This window comes from Leucobacter sp. 7(1) (assembly GCF_900163635.1).
Classification (GTDB): domain Bacteria; phylum Actinomycetota; class Actinomycetes; order Actinomycetales; family Microbacteriaceae; genus Leucobacter.
In genome coordinates this window covers 1-16,226 of record NZ_FUID01000095.1, presented here as the reverse complement: position 1 = coordinate 16,226, position 16,226 = coordinate 1, and the positions used below count along the sequence as shown (strand labels likewise).

Below are 16,226 nucleotides of genomic sequence, written 5' to 3'. Positions count from 1 at the left end.
GCGGGGCGGGGCGCGGGGGCGGCGGAACGCGGTTGGGTGGGATTCACAGGGCTCTTCTCCGACGGCTCTGGCGGTGCGCGGCGCGCGGCCGCGATTAATCGAAACAGTTTCGGTTAACTGAGATTCATCGTGCCTCCTGTGAGAGGATCTGTCAAGCACACCCACCGAAGGAGTCCCGTGGCGAGACCGCGCACCGTTCTGCTCAGCCGAGAGATCATCGGCCGGGCGGCAATCGATCACGTCGCCGCCGGGCACGAGTTGCAGCTCGTGCCGCTCGCCAAGCGGCTCGGAGTGAGCGTGTCGTCGCTGTACCACCACGTCGACGGGCGCGACGGCGTGATCCGGGCCATGCGCGCGGTGCTTGTCGAACAGTACGTCGCGGCGGCACCGGAGCTCCCGGAGGGGGGCGGGTGGGAGCGGCGGATCCGCAGCGAGGTCGAGCTGACGTGGCGCATGTATGCCGACCACCCCGGGGTGCTGCAGCTGATGCTCACCGTGGTGATCGATGAGCCTGACGTGCTCCGGTTCTACAGTGCGATCGCGGACGCGCTGCACGAGGCCGGGCTCCCGGAGGACGAGGTCCTCACCACGATCGAAGTGATCGACGCTTTCACTTTCGGTGCGGCGCTCGACGCGCTTTCACCCGAGGCGATCCTCGACCCCGATCACACGGGCCCCGAGTTGGGAGCGCTGATCCGGCGGCACCCTGTCGGTGTGGAGCGCAATCGCCGCGTGTTTGAACGCGGCCTCGACTTCGTGATCGCAGGCGTGCGGTCTCGGTTGCCCGGAGCGTAGCCGACTCGCCTACACTGGGGGCGTGATCGCACACCGCCTCGGGGGGCACCGCTCTCTGGTGAGCGTGTCACGGACGCGCCGCGTCCTGGAAAGCTGTGTGGTTCTGGGGTTCACCGCGGCGGTACTGGGGTGCGCACCGGCAGCGAGCGAGGCCGCGGCGGATCTCGCACAGAACAGGAGCGGCACCGTGCAGGTCACGAACATCGAGATCGCGGGACCGGCGGCGGATCGTGCCCCTGCACACCCGAACCCTGCACCCCCGAACCCTGCCCACCCGAACCGTGTGGGCTCCGAACGGGTGAAGCTGCGCAGCTACGAACCCGCGATTGAGGCTGGAGGGCGGCCGTGGGCCACCCTCGTCTGGGCGCACGGTGGGTCGTTTGTGCGCGGCACCCTCGACTGGCCGGAGGCCGACTGGGTTGCGCGCCAGTTCGCAGAGGCCGGGGTGCGGGTGTATTCGGTCGACTATGTGCTCGCGAGTGAGGTCGTCAAGGCGCCCGCTCCCGCGAACGACGTCGCCGCGGTCCTCGACTGGGCGGCCGAACGCGCCGAACCGGATATGCCGCTTGTTGTCGGTGGCGCGAGTGCGGGTGCGCATCTCGCCACGGTCGCAGCGCTGGATCGCGCGGTGGACGCGCTCCTGCTCGAGTACCCCACGCTGCATCGGGTGCAGCGGCCCGACGCGGCGGTGGCCGCGGCGACGGCGGGGCTCCCGGAACAGCGCCGCTTTGATGCGGAGCGGATCGCAGAGATGTACGCCTTCTACCTGGGCGAGGGTGCGGCAGACGCAGGAGCCACGGCGGCGCTTGTCGCCGGGGAGCTTCCGCCGGAGCGGTTGCGCGGCCTCCCGCCCACCGTGATGGTGCACGCAGACGCCGACGATCTGCGCACCTCGGGGGAGCAGTTCGCGGAACAGCTCCGCGCCGCGGGAGTGCCCGTCAGCGAGGCGATCCAGCCAGGCACCGTACACGGCTACATGAATCGGCCGGAGGAGTCGGCCCGTGCGCTGGCGGACGCGAACGCCACGATCGACAGCTTTGTGAGCGAGCTGCGCCGGGTGCTCTCCTAGCGCATTCCGGCGACCCCGCACCCCAACGGCTCAGATCATGTACTCCAGCTCGCGATACGCGCCACGGTAGAACAGGAGCGGGGCCCGATCCGGGTCGGTTGAGATGCCGCTCACCCGCACCAGGAAGATGAGGTGGTCACCCGCCTCGATCTCGCGTTCGATGTCGCCGGCGACCCAACCAGTGACCCCTTCGAGCGTGGGAACCCCGTTGCTCACTGACGGGGTCCACTCGACCCCCTGCCATTTGTCGGTACCGGATCGGGCGAACTGCCCGCTGAGGTGCTGCTGCTGCGCGCTCAAGAAGTTGACGACGACGCGCCCGTGGGCCCGGACCGCGCTAAGGCTGCGGGAGGTGCGCGCGATCGAGAACGAGACGAGTGGCGGGTCGATGGACACGCTGTAGAACGACTGGCAGGTGAAGCCGACGGGGCCGTCAAGGCCCTGCGTGGTGATCACTGTGACCCCGGAGGCGAAGCTTCCCATGACGTCTCGGTAACTGCGGTCGTCAAAGGGGAGGGTGTGGGCAGCCGCGGGCGCGGCGGCGTCCGGGGCGACACCCGGAGTCGCGGGGCTCGTGGCGTGCGTCGCCGTGTCGGGGCTCATGCGTGGACCGCCGTTCGTGCGGTCGCCGCGCCGTCGAGGAGCCGGCCCTGGCTCGCGAACCATTCGTCGAGCACCTCGTCGCGGCGATCAAACTTCGGGGTGGGGAAGGCGAGGCCGCGGGTGGGCACGCTCGCCCCGAGCTCGACGAGCAGTGGACGCAGGGTGAACTCCACGGCGAGAGCGTGCTCGTCGGAGGCGGTGGTGAAGACCGGGATTGCGGTCACCCCGTCGAGTGCGCGCGCTGGATAGCGGTCGAGAAATGACTTGAGGAGGCCGGTGTAGCTTGCCTTGTAGGTCGGCGTCGCGATCACCGCGTAGCTGGAGGTGCGGAGCTGGTCCAGCAGCGGATCGAGCGTCGGGGCCGGCCAGGTGAACAGCGATGCCGCGTGATCGATGAGGTCGATTGTGGGGTGCGGGGTGGCGCCGGTGTGGGTGGCGATGCGCCCGGCAAGCTCCTCGGCAATCTGGCGCGTGCGGGAGCGGGGTTTGGGGTTTCCGACGATGACGGAGATTGTGGACACAGGGATCCCTTTCTCGCGCCGGGCGCGCAGCTGCGTGCTCGACGCTTGTCCGTGAGTGGCGCGCGGCGCCACGGCAGATGGGTCATGATCCACGGTGTGTTGTCGCGGAGTCGCCGAGGGATCTCATCCCGCGGAACTGGAGCCAGTGTAGGTCGAGCGCTGGGGGCGATGTCGGGGTCCTGCAACATTGCGTAACGGTCATTCTTCGTCACATTGCTGGACATGACCCCGTGGGCTACTCATAAGCTCGCCGCATGTCTCCCATAACTCAACCCACACCGTTCTCGGTCGGGATCGCCCTCGACGGGGCCGGTTGGCACCCGGCCGCGTGGCGCGAGCCCGACGCCCGAGCCGAGGATCTGTTCACCGCTCCCTACTGGACCGAACTCGTGCAGACCGCCGAGGCCGGTGGCCTCGACTACGTCACGATCGAAGACGCTCTGAGCGTGCCAGGTACCGGGGCGCTGAGTTCGTCACCCGCATCGCCACGCCCAGACCGTGTCGCCGGACGCCTCGACGCGCTCCTGACCGCAACCTGGGCCGCGCCCCACACCCGAGCCATCGGGCTGATCCCCACAGTCACCGTCACTCACACCGAGCCGTTCCACGTTGCCACCGCGCTGCAAACTCTCGACCACGTGTCGGAGGGACGCGGCGGCTGGCACCTGCGCATCTCACCCGAGCACGCCGCCGCCGCTGCCTTCGGCCGTCGCCCGGCCCCGAGCATCGAAACTGCCCGCGTCATCGCGGGGGAGCCCGACCCCGGCCTCGACGCGCTCCTCGACGAGGCCGCCGAGGCCGCCGAGGTGGCCCGGGGGCTCTGGGCGAGCTGGGACGCTGACGCTGAGATCCGAGACGCCGCTACCGGCCGCTTCCTCGACCGAGACCGCGTTCACCACATCAACTTTGTGGGCGAGCACTTCTCGGTGGTGGGGCCGTCTATCGTGCCGCGCTCGCCGCAGGGACACCTCCCCATTACTGTGCTGTCGCACTCGCCTCGGGTGCACGAGCTCGCTGCCCGCGCCGCAGACGTCGTGTTCATCACCCCGGAGAGCGAGTCCGTGCGAGCCGGCGCGTCGCGCGGGGCCTCGGTGGCCGAGCTTGTCGCTCAGGTTCGCGCGGCCGAGCAGACCGTCGACCGCCAGGCGCGCGGGCTCGCACCGCTGCGCATCGTCGCTGATCTCGTGATCACCCTGGACGCTGACTCCGAAACCCCGGGTGAGACGGGGGCGGCCCGCCTCGAACGCCTGAATGATCTCGCCGGTGAAACCCTCGAGAGTGACGCCCGCATCGTCGCCGGATCGGCCGCCGAAATCATCGAGCTGATCGCCGAGTGGCACGCTGCCGGGGTTGACGGAGTCCGCCTGCGGCCCCTGACGCTGCCGGGCGACCTCGGCCGCATCGTCGAGGATCTGCTCCCGGCGCTCCGCGCACGCGGCCTCGCCGCTGCGCACGCAGAAGCCGCCGCGGCGCCGCAGCCGCAGGCCCTCCGCGAGCGCTTCGGGCTCGCCCCCGTCCCGTCCCGCACGCCCCGCACTGAGGAGACCGCAGCATGAGCACCGAATCGGCACGATCGGCGACCCCCGCCAAGCGCCAGGTGCGCCTGGTAGCCCACTTCCCTGGCGTCAATAGCGCCACTGTGTGGAGCGATCCCGCAGCCGGAAGCCAGATCGACTTCGCCTCGTTCCGGCACTTCGCGCAGACCGCGGAGCGCGGGCTCTTCGACTATGTCTTTCTCGCCGAGGGCTTGCGGGTGCGTGAGCACGGCGGTGAGATTCACGATCTCGACGTGGCCGGGCGCCCTGCCACGCTCGCGGTGATCACCGCGATGGCTGCGGTGACCCAGCACATCGGGGTCGTGGGCACGCTCACGAGCACCTTTAACGAGCCCTTCGAGCTCGCCCGCCAGCTCGCCACAATCGATCACCTGTCGAACGGGCGTGTGGGCTGGAACGTGGTCACGACCTCCGACGCGTTCCACGGTGCCAACTTCCGGCGTGGAGGGTACCTGCCCCACGCCGAGCGGTACACCCGGGCTGAGGAGTTCGTCGCTGTGGCGAAGGAGCTCTGGAACTCATGGGACGCCGCGGCGATTGTCGCAGATCGCGCCAGTGGCCGGTACATCGACCCCGAACGTGTACGCCGCGTCACCCATACGGGCCCGCAATTCTCCGTGGCGGCTACAAGCACGGTCCCGCGCAGCCCGCAGGGCTTCCCCGTGATCGTGCAGGCCGGGGACTCACCGGCCGGGCGCGACTTTGCAGCGGCGAACGCGGAGATCATCTTCTCGCGACACACGAGTTTCGCCGAGGGGCAGGCCTTCTACAGCGACGTCAAGGGTCGCCTCCCCGGGGTGGGACGCACGGAGGACTCGCTCCTGATCCTGCCCGGGGCGACGTTTGCGCTCGGCGACACCGACGCGGACGCCGTGGAGCGGGCGCGTGAGATCTCGCTCGCGCAGACAACGCCGCAGACCGCGATCGCCTGGGTCGAAGCGATCTGGGGGCACGAACTGCCGGGGCTCGACCCTGACGGATCGCTTCCGCGTTCGGACCCGAGCGACGGCCAGCAGCGGCAGGGGCAGGTCTCCACCCAGGTGGCGGATCGCGTGGCGCGAGCCGAGCAGTTGCGGTCTCGGGCGGCTGCTGAAGGGCTGACGCTGCGTGAGCTTGTCGCCGCCGAGACTGCCCGCCACACCTTTGTCGGTTCACCCGACACTGTCGCGGCCGCAATCGACCGCGCGGTGCAGGAGCGGGCCTCGGATGGCTTTGTGCTCGTGCCGCATCTCACCCCGGGCGGGCTCGACGAGTTCGTGGATCGAGTGGTGCCGGTGCTCCAAGAACGCGGTGTGTTCCGCACCCGCTACGAGACCGACCCCGAAACCGGCGCGAATCCCACGCTGCGGCGCACCCTGGGGCTGCCCCAGCCGCCGCACGTTGCGTGGCAGCCTGCGGGGGAGCGCGTGCCAGCGGGAGTCGGGGCATGAGCGCGGCACCGCTGGCCGACACCGTGGTGGTCCGGCTTGTGCGCCCGAGCGATCCGCTCGCCGCACCGCTGCTCGCCGACCTCGAGCGCGAGTACGACACCCGCTACGGCGTTGAGGTGTTTGGCGAACCCGCCGCGGTGGAGCTGAATCGCTACCCGGAGGCGGCGTTTGTCGCCCCGCACGGGAGCTTCTTACTCCTCCTCGCGGACGGGGCAGCAATATCCGGCGGTGCCTTCATGCGTTTCGACGAGCGGACCGCGGAGTTCAAGCGCATCTGGACCCGCGCAGACCTCCGCGGTCGCGGCCTCGCCAAGCGGGTGCTTGCGGAGCTGGAACGCGAGGCGAGTCGACTCGGCTACGAGCGTGTTTTCCTCACGACCGGTCCGCGTCAACCCGAGGCCGTGGCCCTCTACTTGGCCACCGGCTACACGCCGCAGTTCGATCCCGCCCGCCCCGCTGCCGAGATCGGCGTGCACCCGTTCACCAAAGACCTCGAACCGCGGCTGGCAGCGGTGCCCACGCACGATCCCGCACCCACAAAGGAGACCCGACAATGACCGCGACACTCGACGCCCCACCGGCGGTGGTGAACCGGGCGGCCACACAGGCCACGGAACCGGTCGTGCCGCTGCGCCACTGGTGGCGCTGGGCGTTCAGCGCCGTGGCCGTGTTCCTCCTGGCGCAGCTCGTGTGGACGTTCTTCTCGAACCCGCAGTGGCGCTGGCCCGTGTTTGCCGAGTACTTCTTCAACGACGCCGTGCTGCGCGGGCTGTGGCTCACGCTCTGGCTCACGGCGGTCTCCGCCGTGATCGGCTTTGTGCTGGGTGGCGTGCTCGCACTGGCCCGGCTTTCGGGATCCGCGCTCCTGAACTCGTTTGCGTGGGGTTTCATCTGGTTCTTCCGCTCAGTGCCGCTCGTGGTGCAGCTAGTCATCTGGTTCAACCTGGGCTATCTGTTCCCGACGCTCGGGATCGGTTGGCCGTTCAGCTACGACTTCTGGGTGGTCGAGTTCGACACGGTGCGGCTGCTCTCCTCCACTGTCGCCGCGATCCTCGGGCTCTCGCTGCACCAGGCGGCGTACTCGGCCGAGATCATCCGAGGCGGGCTGCTGTCTGTGGACCAGGGACAGATCGAGGCCGCGAAGGCGCTCGGGATCCCGCGCAGCCGCCGCTTCTTCCGCATCGTGCTGCCCCAGGCTGCCCGCGCGATCCTGCCGAACGCTTTCAACGAGATCATTGGCCTCCTCAAGGGCACCTCGGTGGTGTTCATCGTCGCCCTGCCCGAGCTGTTCTACACAGTGCAGGTGATCTACAACCGCAACCAGCAGGTCGTGCCGCTGCTCCTCGTGGCCGCAGTCTGGTACACGATCTTCACCACCGTGCTGAGTGTTGCGCAGTACTACATTGAACGCCGCTTCTCGCGCGGCACCGCCCGCGAGCTGCCCCCGACCCCGCTGCAAAAGATCAGGCGCACCGTGCGCTCGGCCGCCACTCGCCTGCGTCGGCCCGATGGGACCTCCGCGCCCACGGCCACCACCGGCGGCATCTCTACTCACACCGTCGCCGCGCTCAACACGAGCGCCCACTAGGAGGAGCGATCATGACACTCAACGCCACCGCAGAAACCACGCGCGATCCGGTCGCATCGGTGCCGGAGCGGGCACCCATCGCGGATCCAGCCCCCCGCACCGGCCTCGTCGAGATCACCGACGTGCACAAGTCCTACGGAGACCAGGAAGTGCTCCACGGCATCACGCTCCGAGTCGAGCCCGGGCAGGTGATCACCCTGCTCGGCCCCTCGGGATCGGGCAAATCCACACTCCTGCGTGCGATCAACCACCTCGAAACAATCGACGCCGGATCGATCACGATCGACGGCGACTACATCGGCTACGAACGCCGCGGCGGTGTGCTCCACGAGCTGCCGGAGAAGCAGGTATTGCAGCGGCGCACGCGCGTGGGCATGGTCTTTCAGAACTTCAACCTCTTTCCGCATCTGACGGCCCTCGAAAACATCATTGAGGCACCCATCGGCGTGAAACGTGCGAGCCGCCAGGACGCAATCGCGCAGGCCCGCACCCTGCTTGAACGCGTGGGTCTTGCCGACCGCGCCGACCACTATCCGCGCCAGCTTTCCGGCGGTCAGCAGCAGCGCGTTGCGATCGCGCGAGCGCTCGCCCTGACCCCGGACGTGCTGCTCTTCGACGAGCCCACAAGCGCGCTCGATCCCGAGCTTGTTGCGGAGGTCCTCAGCGTCATCCGCGACCTCGCGCACAGCGGCACCACCCTCATCATCGTGACCCACGAGATCGGCTTCGCCGCCGAGATCGCCGACCACGTTGTGTTCCTCGATGCGGGTCGCGTCGTCGAGCAGGGCCCGCCAGCCCAGGTGCTCCGTGCTCCGGAAGAGGCCCGCACCCAGGAGTTCCTCGACTGGGTGATCTGATCCGGCCCCGAGCACCGCTCCCAGTACTGCTGTTCCCCATTTGTGTCCCAACCGAAAGCGAAGCCATGCACACACCCCTCCGCCGACGCGCCCGCGTCGTGCTCCCCGCCCTGACCGCGCTCGCCCTGCTGGGGCTCACCGCCTGCAGCGCGGTCGTCGACAATTCCACCGCCGGTGCCGTTGAACCGGGTGCGGCACCCGTCGCTGGGGAGTCCCCCTTTGATCTCACAAGCGCAAACGCCGACGAGCGACTCCACATCGATCCGATTCCCGAGGCCGTCGCAGCGCTCGAAGCAAGCGGTTTTACCCCGATCCAAGCCGGCAAACTCACAGTCGCACACTCCGCCTACGAGGCGCCCCTCGGCTTCCTCGCCGAGGACGACAACCAGACGCTACTGGGCATCGAGCCAGACATTGCTCAGCTTGTAGCCGATGGCCTGGGCCTCGAGTACGCTCCCGAAAACGTGGCGTGGGCCGACTGGCCGCTGGGCGTCGAATCGGGCAAGTACGACGCGGTCGTATCCAACGTCACTGTGACCGAAGAACGCAAGGACCTGTTCGACTTCGCCACGCACCGCACCGACATCGTCGCCTTTTCAGTGCAGCACGACAGCGAGATCGACGCGATCCGCGAGGCGAAAGACGTGGCGGGGCTCAAGGTTGTTGTGGGCAGCGGCACCAACCAGGAGAAGATCCTGCTCGACTGGTTTGCGGAGAACGAGAAGAACGGGCTTCCCGCCGGGGAACCCGTGTACTTCGAAGACAACGCCGCGGCGCAGCTCGCCCTCGCCTCCGGTCGGGTCGACGCCCTCTTCGGGCCAAACCCGACCGCAGCGTTTGCCGCCGCGGTCAGCGGCGAATCCAAGATCGTCGGCACCGTCAATGGCGGGTTCCCGGAGAACGCCGAGATCGGCGTGACCACCGCGAAGGGGAACGGGCTCATCGACCCGGTCGCCATCGTGCTGAACACGATCATCGCCGACGGCACCTACGCCAAGGCCCTCGACCGCTGGGATCTCGGCGACGAGAGCGTGGCGGAATCGCGCGTCAACCCGCCCGGACTCCCGCGTCCGTAACCCGGCCGCAACAACTTTCACGAGAAGAGACGTTCACTCATGACCATGCGACCACCGTCTACCCCAGCGCCGTCGGTACCCACACCATCGGCACCAGCCCGGTCCCGCTCCGCGCTCCGCCTCGCGGCGACCGCGGGGCTCGCGCTCGCTCTTGTCGGGCTCGTCGGGTGCAGCACTGCGGCACCTGGAGCGCCGAGTGCGCCCGCCGCGGCCGAGGCACCGTTTGACCTCACCACCGGGAATCTCGACACCCGGCCGCACATCGACGCCGTACCCGAGGCTGTTGCGGCGCTCAAGGCAAGCGGCTTCACGCCCGTGCAAGCCGGCAAACTGACTGTTGCCCTAGGCGGCGCAGGATCCCCACCCACATCGTTCTTTGCGGAGGACGACGCGCAGACGATCATCGGGAGCGACGCCGACTTCGCCTCGCTGCTCGCCGAGGGCCTGGGGCTCGAATACACCCCCGAGAACGTGGCCTGGGCGGACTGGCCGCTCGGCATCGAATCCGGCAAATACGATCTCGCCCTCACCAACGTGGGAGTCACCGAGGAACGCAAGGAGCTGTTCGACTTCGCCACCTACCGCGATGCGGTCATGGGCTTCTCCGTCGCAGCGGGTTCAGAGATCACGAAGATCTCCGAACCGAAGGACGTATCGGGACTGCGCGTCATCGTGGGCAGCGGCACCAACCAGGAGAAGTTCCTGCTCGACTGGTTTGCACAGAACGAGGCCGCCGGGATCGACCCCGGCGAACCTGTCTACTTCGAGGACTCGGCGGCCGGATCCCTCGCGCTGGCCTCCGGACGTGCCGATGTGAGTATCGACCCCCACGCCCTCGCGACATTCCGGGCCACGACCCTCGGCGAGACGCGGGTGGTGGGCAGCTTCAACAGTGCGTATCCGGTCAACGGGCAAGTGGGGGCGGTGACCGCGAAGGGCAACGGCCTCGTCGAGCCCGTCGGCCTCGTGATCCAATCGCTCATCGACTCGGGGACCTACGATGAGGTGCTTCAGCGCTGGGGTCAGGGCGAAGAAGCTGTCACCGAGTCGCTCATCAACCCGCCCGGTCTGCCGAAGCCATGACGGCCACGGCGGGGCAGGCGAGGCCCGAGCGCGCGGGCGGGCCCGGGGCACCGGTCCAGATCGTGTGCGTGGGAGCTGGGCCGGGTGCCACGATGCTGCTCGAGCGCATCGTCGCGAACCACGCTGAGCGCACGCCCGAACTGTCGTTGCATATCCGCCTCGTGGATCCGCACGCGCCGGGCGGCGGTCGGATCTGGCGTCGGGACCAGTCCCCACTCCTGAAACTGAACTCGATGCTGCGCGATGTCGCGTTTTTCACGGATGCGTCCTGCCAAATTGACGGCCCCGTGGCCCCGGGCCCCTCGCTTGCCGAGTGGGTCCGCGGGGTCCGCGCGGGCCGCTTTCCGGATCCCGACTGGGCAGACTCCGAACTCCGCGGCGAGATCGCCGAGATCGGCGACGACGACTTCCCCACACGCAGGCTCAACAACGCGTACCTCGCCTGGGCGTTCGCCGAAACACTGCGACGCGCCTCGGACACGGTGCGGGTGAGCTGGCAGGAGGGCACCGCCGTCTCTGTCGAAGGCGCCGGCCGCGTCGCGAGTGACGAGACCGGGACACAGCTCGTGCGGCTCGACTCCGGGGAAGTGTTGCAGGCCGACCTCGTGGTCTATGCCCTGGGCCACAACGGGACCGAGCCGTCGGATGACGCACTGCGGCAGGCCGCGTTCGCCCAGCGTCACCGGCTGCACTACATCGCCCCCGCGTTCACCGCTGACGTCGACCTGTCCGCGGTGCCCGCCGGGGCGGACGTGATTGTCCGGGGCATGGGACTTGCGGCGATCGATCTGAGCGTCAGGCTCGCCGAGGGGCGTGGCGGCCGCTTCGTCGAGGGCCCGGGCGGCACGCTCACGTACACGCCCAGCGGAGAGGAACCGACCCTGCACTTTGGCTCACGCCGTGGTGTTCCCTACCGGTCGAAGATCACGAGTCAGGTTGTGGGAGAACCGGTGCGGCTTGCGTACCTCGGTCCCGAGTTTCACGCGGCTGTTGCGGCCCGCACCGACCCGCTCGACTTCGAGCGTGACGTCTGGCCGCTGATCGCCGCGGAACTCGTCACCGGGTATTACCGGGAGCTGTTCACGGGGTATCCCGCTCGGGTTGTCGGGGGTTGGGAGAGCTTCGCGCCGCGCCTGCGGGAGGCACTTGAAACGCTGGGCGGGGACGTGCCTGCCGGTGCTGGCACTGATGCTGCGGGTCCGCTCGCGCGGCTCATTCGCGCGCACGTTCCCGACCCCGGCGACCGCTTTGACCTTGCCGCGTTTGACAGGCCGCTCACGTTCGCTGCTGAGCCGGGTGACCCCCGCCAGGCGCCGAGGGCCGGATCCGGCGACGCGGTGCACGAGCGGGTGATCGCCCACATCGTGGACGACCTGCGCGTGCGCACGTCCCCCGAGCACAGTGCCACCCAGGCCCTGTTCCTCACGGGCCTGTACGCCTTCCTCGCACTCGCCGAGGTCTCGCCCGAGCGCTGGAATGCCCGCAGCCGCACGCACGCGCTGCCGCGCCGCTGGTTCAGCACATTCAGCTATCTCGCTAGTGGCCCGCCCGGACACCGACTGCGTGAACTCCTTGCGCTCGCGGATGCCGGAGTGGTGCGGTTTCTCGGGGGTGACCTCGTGCTTGAGCACGACGAGGCGCGGGGTCTGTTCACCGCGACCGGGTCCGCGGTCACCGGAGTTCCCGGGCCGCCTGCCACAGCTCGCGTCGACGCACAGATTCTGATCGATGCCTGGCTGCCTGAGGCGCGCGCCGCGCAGAGCGATAATCCGCTGCTGCGCCAGCTTGTTCGGAGTGGGCGGCTTCGGGAACTCGCGGTCACTGACTCCGTGAGCGGTGCCGTGTCGACAACCGGTCAGATCGAAGTCGGTGTCGACGGTGCCGTGCCGGGCTCACGGCGCGAGTTCGCGCTCGGCCCGTTTGTGGCCGGGTTGACGGGCGGTGCGTTCACCCGACCGGGCATCAACTCGCTCCCGTTCCGCACCCACGACCGCTGCGCCCGCGCGATCCTCGACGCAGCGCGTGAGGTTCACTCCGAACGCAACGGCGTCGACGCGTGGCTCGTGCCGGGCGGGGCGCGGAGCTCGGGGGCACTGCGTTAGCGGGGCACGGCAGCCCCGGGGCGCAGCTCGCCCGCCTCGATGCGTACGGGGAGCCGGTTCTCCGGCGGAGGAAACGGGCACGTGGCACTGGCCGAGTAAGCGCAGGGCGGGTTCGTGGCGCGGGTGAAGTCGATCGTCACGGTGGACTCATCGATGGGGGTGACCTCCACGAAGCGCGCCGCAGGGAAGGTGAGGTCGGTCCCGGTCTCGTCCGCGAAGATCGCGCGCAGATCCCCGCCAGCTGCGGAACCGAACAGGGTCAGCGCGACCTCGGTGCCCGCGACTTGGAACACGGCGCGGCCGGGCGAATCGTAGTGCTGCGTGCGATCGGTGCCCGCAGCGGATGCCACCTCAACCCCGGTGCGATCGGCAGCTTCGAAGCGGGCGGTGACCACCCACTGTGGGCTGGGCGGGAACGTCTCTGTTCCGGAATACGCGATCCGATCCGGCGATGCGGGATCCCGCGGGCGCACGATGATGCCGCCGCTCCGAGCGGCGACTTCTAACTGCACCTCGCCCCAAGCGAGGGCGGTCCCCGCGGTTCCCGTCAGCGGGCCCAACTGCACGGTCCCGGAAACCGCCGCGCCGTCCCGCGTGACGCCGTCAGCGGCGTCGAGTTCGACGGTGACGAGGCCGTCGGCGGTGGCGCTCCAGACGCCCGGCAGCCCGGGCAGCGGTGCCGGATCGCGCGTGAGCCAGTGCAACGCGGTTGCGCTGAGCGGGCCAAACGGGGCTGTGCGCGCCCGCTCGACCTCCGCGTGCCAGACCGCGTGGGCGTCGGCGAACTGGGTGGTGTGGGTGGTGGACATGGCGCTCCCTTGAGTGGGTGGGAAAGGGTACCTCCACACAATCACGGTGTGCCGAGTGGCGGGTGAATGTGACCGGAAGTTTCACGGTGCGCGATCCCCGGGCAGAATGATTCCATGAGCCTTGCACACCCCGGCACCCTCAGCGGTGCCCTCGTCACTCTCGAACCGCTCGCCGCAGAACACCACGATGGCCTGGTGGACGCGGTGCGCGATGGCGAGCTGTGGGACCTCTGGTACACCCTGGTTCCGCGGCCCGAGGGCATGGCCGCGGAGATCGAGCGGCGACTCGCGCTGCAGGAGCGCGGCGCGATGATCCCGTTCACCACGCGTCGCACCGACACCGGGCAGATCATCGGCATGACCACGTTCATGAACATTGAAGCCGAGACGCCCCGCGTTGAGATCGGCTCGACGTGGAACGCGCAGAGCGCCCAGGGGAGCGGGACCAACCCCGAGTCGAAGCTGCTGCTGCTTGGCCACGCGTTCGATGTGTGGGGTTGCACCGCGGTCGAGTTCCGCACAGACTTCCACAACCACCAGTCGCGGGCGGCGATTGCCCGGCTGGGGGCCAAACAGGACGGGGTGCTGCGCGCCCACCGACAGGGGGAAGGGTACCTCCGGGACACTGTGGTGTTCTCGATCACCCAGCCCGAGTGGCCGGGCGTCCGGCTCGGCCTGCAGCACCGCCTCGCCCGCCACCAGGGGTAGCCCCGGGCTTGCTTGCTTGCTTGCTTGCTTGCTTGCTTGCTTGCTTGCTTGCCTGCCTGCCTGATTGCCTGCCTGATTGCCTGCCTGCCTGCCCTAAGCTCCCGCCCTGCCCCTAAATCCCCGCCCCCAACCCGCCGAGAACGCAATTGCGCACATTCGGGCCGCAGCCACGGTGCCAAATTGCGATCTCGGCGAATATGCCTTCGTGCTCACCAGGTATTGACCTTGTCACAGTGACAAGGTGTTCACTGGACGTGGAGGTGGTCACCATGACCCAGCAACACTCGCAGGCGAACCCGCACCCAGACCAGGCCGCCGGCCTGCGCACTGCGCTCGCCGCAGCGGATCCATCTGCGCGGCTGCAGGCGGCACTCACCGCGGGCACCCGGCCCGATCCGGCGTTCATCGAACCCTTGCTCGCCCGGTGCGCTACGGAGTCTGACTTCTATGTGCGCGACATGCTGACCTGGGCGCTCATCCAGCACGATCACGCTGAGGTGCTGGCCCGGCTCTTCCCCGAGTTGAATTCCCCGATCGCGCAAGCGCGCAGTCAAGCGCTGCACACGCTCTCGAAGATCGGCGATCCGGCGAGCTGGCCTGCGATCCGCGTGGATCACCTTCGCGACGTCGATGACGAGGTCGCCCGTGCCGCCTGGCGGGCCGCCGCGGGCCTCGTACCCGCCGCAGATGCCGCAGCACTCGCCGCGGAGCTCGCACGCCAGTTCGGGCGCGGTGACCGCGATGTGCAGCTCAGCCTGAGTCGCGCCTTTGCCGTGCTCGGGCCGGCTGGCGAGGCGGCAGTGGAGCGCGCGCAGCACGGTGGCCACGCCGAAGCGCGGGTGCACGCGGTCGCCACCGAGCGCATCATGCAGGACCCCGAGGAGGGGTTCGAGGCTGCCCTGTTCGAGGCCCGCCGCGCCGTGGCCCTGCGATCCGCCCCGCGCACGGAGGGCTGAGGACGTGTCGATTGGCGAGGTCGCCGCGCGGTCGGGGGTCAGCGCCCGCATGCTGCGCCACTACGACCGAATCGGGCTGGTTTCGCCCAGTGCTCGCACCGGGGGTGGGTACCGTGACTACACCGCGGCGGACATGCAGCGCCTGTTCCACGTCGAGGGGCTGCGCACCCTTGGGATGGGACTGCAGGAGGTCGCCGCGGTGCTTGAGGATCCCGCGTTCCACGCCCGGGAAATGGTGGCAGAGCTGGTGGCCCATGCCCGCGAGCGCATCGACCGGGAGCAACAGTTGCTCCGCACCCTGGAACGGGTCCAGGCCAGCGCGCCGGGTGACTGGGCCGAGGTGCTACAGACGATTGGGATGCTCCGGGGGCTAGAAGCAGCGGACGCGTCGGAGCGGCTCCGCGCGGCGCTCAGGCTCGACGGGGCCGAGCCTGGCGGCCCGGACGTCTCCCCGGTTGTGGCGGCGGCGCTCGCGGAGGCAGATCTGAACGCCGCGGGGGCGCTCGACTGGGCACTCGCGCAGCGCGGGGACGACGCGGTGCCCCTGCTCGGGGGCGCCCTCGGCGATCCCTCGGCCGCCCGTGCGCAACGCGCGGTCGAGGGACTTCGCAAGATCGGATCCCGCGCGGCCCTGCGCGCCCTCGCCGCCGCGGCCGGCCACGTTGATCCCGTGGTCCGGGCACGGGCCGCCATCGCCGCCGGGATGCTCGGCAAGCTGGACGCTGTGCCGGCCCTTCTCGAATTGGTGGCGGCGGGTCGCGACGACGTCGAAGCGGGGGACGTGATTGCCGGGCTCGCCGCGGCGGGGGAGCGCGACGCCGAGCGGGTGGCCGCGGATCTTGCCGCGGCGCTCACGCACGCCGACGAATCCGCTCGCTATCGCCTCGTCGCCCTCCTCGCAGACCTCCCCGGGGACCCGGCCACCGCGATTCTGCGCGCCCGCGCGTCAGATCCGGCACCCCGTGTCGCCCGCACGGCGCAGGCCAGACGCGGACGCCGGATCCAGCACGGTCGGGATCGCCCACCTGTCAGGGCTGCTCGCCGAGTCACAGGACGCTGGCGTGCCCGTCGCG

16 protein-coding genes are annotated in these 16,226 nt (G+C 69.4%); 13 read left to right on the top strand and 3 right to left on the bottom strand.

Going from position 1 to position 16,226, the window contains the following annotated elements; translation table 11 throughout:
• Window positions 1-177 precede the first annotated feature (177 nt).
• Both FM113_RS16610 and FM113_RS16605 read left to right on the top strand, forming a co-directional pair.
• The gene (locus tag FM113_RS16610) at window positions 178-795 is read left to right on the top strand and encodes a TetR/AcrR family transcriptional regulator (protein WP_087015942.1); all 618 of its coding nucleotides are present in this window, start codon (window positions 178-180) and stop codon (window positions 793-795) included.
• A gap of 22 nt (window positions 796-817) precedes the next feature.
• The gene (locus FM113_RS16605) at window positions 818-1,864 is read left to right on the top strand and encodes an alpha/beta hydrolase (protein WP_254909062.1); all 1,047 of its coding nucleotides are present in this window, start codon (window positions 818-820) and stop codon (window positions 1,862-1,864) included.
• Between the two features lie 30 nt (window positions 1,865-1,894).
• Here the strand turns inward: FM113_RS16605 and FM113_RS16600 are convergent, their stop codons facing one another.
• Together FM113_RS16600 and FM113_RS16595 are read right to left on the bottom strand one after the other, a co-directional pair.
• Window positions 1,895-2,467 (bottom strand): flavin reductase family protein, encoded by a 573-nt coding sequence (locus FM113_RS16600; protein WP_087015941.1) that lies wholly within the window; start codon window positions 2,465-2,467, stop codon window positions 1,895-1,897.
• Window positions 2,464-2,988 (bottom strand): NADPH-dependent FMN reductase, encoded by a 525-nt coding sequence (locus FM113_RS16595; protein WP_087015945.1) that lies wholly within the window; start codon window positions 2,986-2,988, stop codon window positions 2,464-2,466. The genes FM113_RS16600 and FM113_RS16595 overlap by 4 nt, the downstream gene beginning before the upstream one ends.
• A 254-nt stretch (window positions 2,989-3,242) precedes the next feature.
• Here FM113_RS16595 and FM113_RS16590 point away from each other — a divergent pair, with 254 nt between their 5' ends.
• The 8 genes from FM113_RS16590 to FM113_RS16555 all read left to right on the top strand — a co-directional run bounded on the left by FM113_RS16590 (window position 3,243) and on the right by FM113_RS16555 (window position 12,680).
• Window positions 3,243-4,544, top strand: coding sequence for an LLM class flavin-dependent oxidoreductase (locus FM113_RS16590; RefSeq protein WP_087015940.1), 1,302 nt, complete (start codon window positions 3,243-3,245; stop codon window positions 4,542-4,544).
• Window positions 4,541-5,974, top strand: coding sequence for an NtaA/DmoA family FMN-dependent monooxygenase (locus FM113_RS16585; protein WP_087015939.1), 1,434 nt, complete (start codon window positions 4,541-4,543; stop codon window positions 5,972-5,974). The genes FM113_RS16590 and FM113_RS16585 overlap by 4 nt, the downstream gene beginning before the upstream one ends.
• Window positions 5,971-6,531, top strand: a complete 561-nt coding sequence (locus FM113_RS16580) for a GNAT family N-acetyltransferase (protein ID WP_087015938.1) — start codon at window positions 5,971-5,973, stop codon at window positions 6,529-6,531. The genes FM113_RS16585 and FM113_RS16580 overlap by 4 nt, the downstream gene beginning before the upstream one ends.
• Window positions 6,528-7,562, top strand: coding sequence for an amino acid ABC transporter permease (locus FM113_RS16575; RefSeq protein WP_087015937.1), 1,035 nt, complete (start codon window positions 6,528-6,530; stop codon window positions 7,560-7,562). Before FM113_RS16580 ends, FM113_RS16575 begins: the two co-directional genes overlap by 4 nt.
• Before the next feature lie 11 nt (window positions 7,563-7,573).
• Complete coding sequence (locus FM113_RS16570) at window positions 7,574-8,419, top strand: amino acid ABC transporter ATP-binding protein (RefSeq protein WP_087015936.1); 846 nt, start codon at window positions 7,574-7,576, stop codon at window positions 8,417-8,419.
• 65 nt (window positions 8,420-8,484) lie between these two features.
• Window positions 8,485-9,495: an ABC transporter substrate-binding protein gene (locus FM113_RS16565; RefSeq protein ID WP_087015935.1), complete on the top strand. Its 1,011-nt coding sequence runs from the start codon at window positions 8,485-8,487 to the stop codon at window positions 9,493-9,495.
• Between the two features lie 45 nt (window positions 9,496-9,540).
• Entirely contained in the window at window positions 9,541-10,578 is a 1,038-nt protein-coding gene (locus FM113_RS16560) for an ABC transporter substrate-binding protein (protein WP_087015944.1), read from the top strand.
• Window positions 10,575-12,680 (top strand): FAD/NAD(P)-binding domain-containing protein, encoded by a 2,106-nt coding sequence (locus FM113_RS16555; protein ID WP_087015934.1) that lies wholly within the window; start codon window positions 10,575-10,577, stop codon window positions 12,678-12,680. The genes FM113_RS16560 and FM113_RS16555 overlap by 4 nt, the downstream gene beginning before the upstream one ends.
• Here FM113_RS16555 and FM113_RS16550 read toward each other — a convergent pair.
• Window positions 12,677-13,489: a DUF1684 domain-containing protein gene (locus tag FM113_RS16550; protein ID WP_087015933.1), complete on the bottom strand. Its 813-nt coding sequence runs from the start codon at window positions 13,487-13,489 to the stop codon at window positions 12,677-12,679. The two genes, FM113_RS16555 and FM113_RS16550, sit on opposite strands and share 4 nt — an antisense overlap.
• A gap of 114 nt (window positions 13,490-13,603) precedes the next feature.
• Here FM113_RS16550 and FM113_RS16545 point away from each other — a divergent pair, with 114 nt between their 5' ends.
• From FM113_RS16545 to FM113_RS16530, 3 genes are all read left to right on the top strand, one after another.
• Entirely contained in the window at window positions 13,604-14,197 is a 594-nt protein-coding gene (locus FM113_RS16545; protein ID WP_087015932.1) for a GNAT family N-acetyltransferase, read from the top strand.
• A gap of 269 nt (window positions 14,198-14,466) precedes the next feature.
• Window positions 14,467-15,153 (top strand): HEAT repeat domain-containing protein, encoded by a 687-nt coding sequence (locus FM113_RS16535; RefSeq protein WP_087015943.1) that lies wholly within the window; start codon window positions 14,467-14,469, stop codon window positions 15,151-15,153.
• A gap of 4 nt (window positions 15,154-15,157) precedes the next feature.
• The coding region (locus FM113_RS16530; protein ID WP_087015930.1) for a MerR family transcriptional regulator at window positions 15,158-16,226 on the top strand (1,069 nt) is incomplete at its 3' end.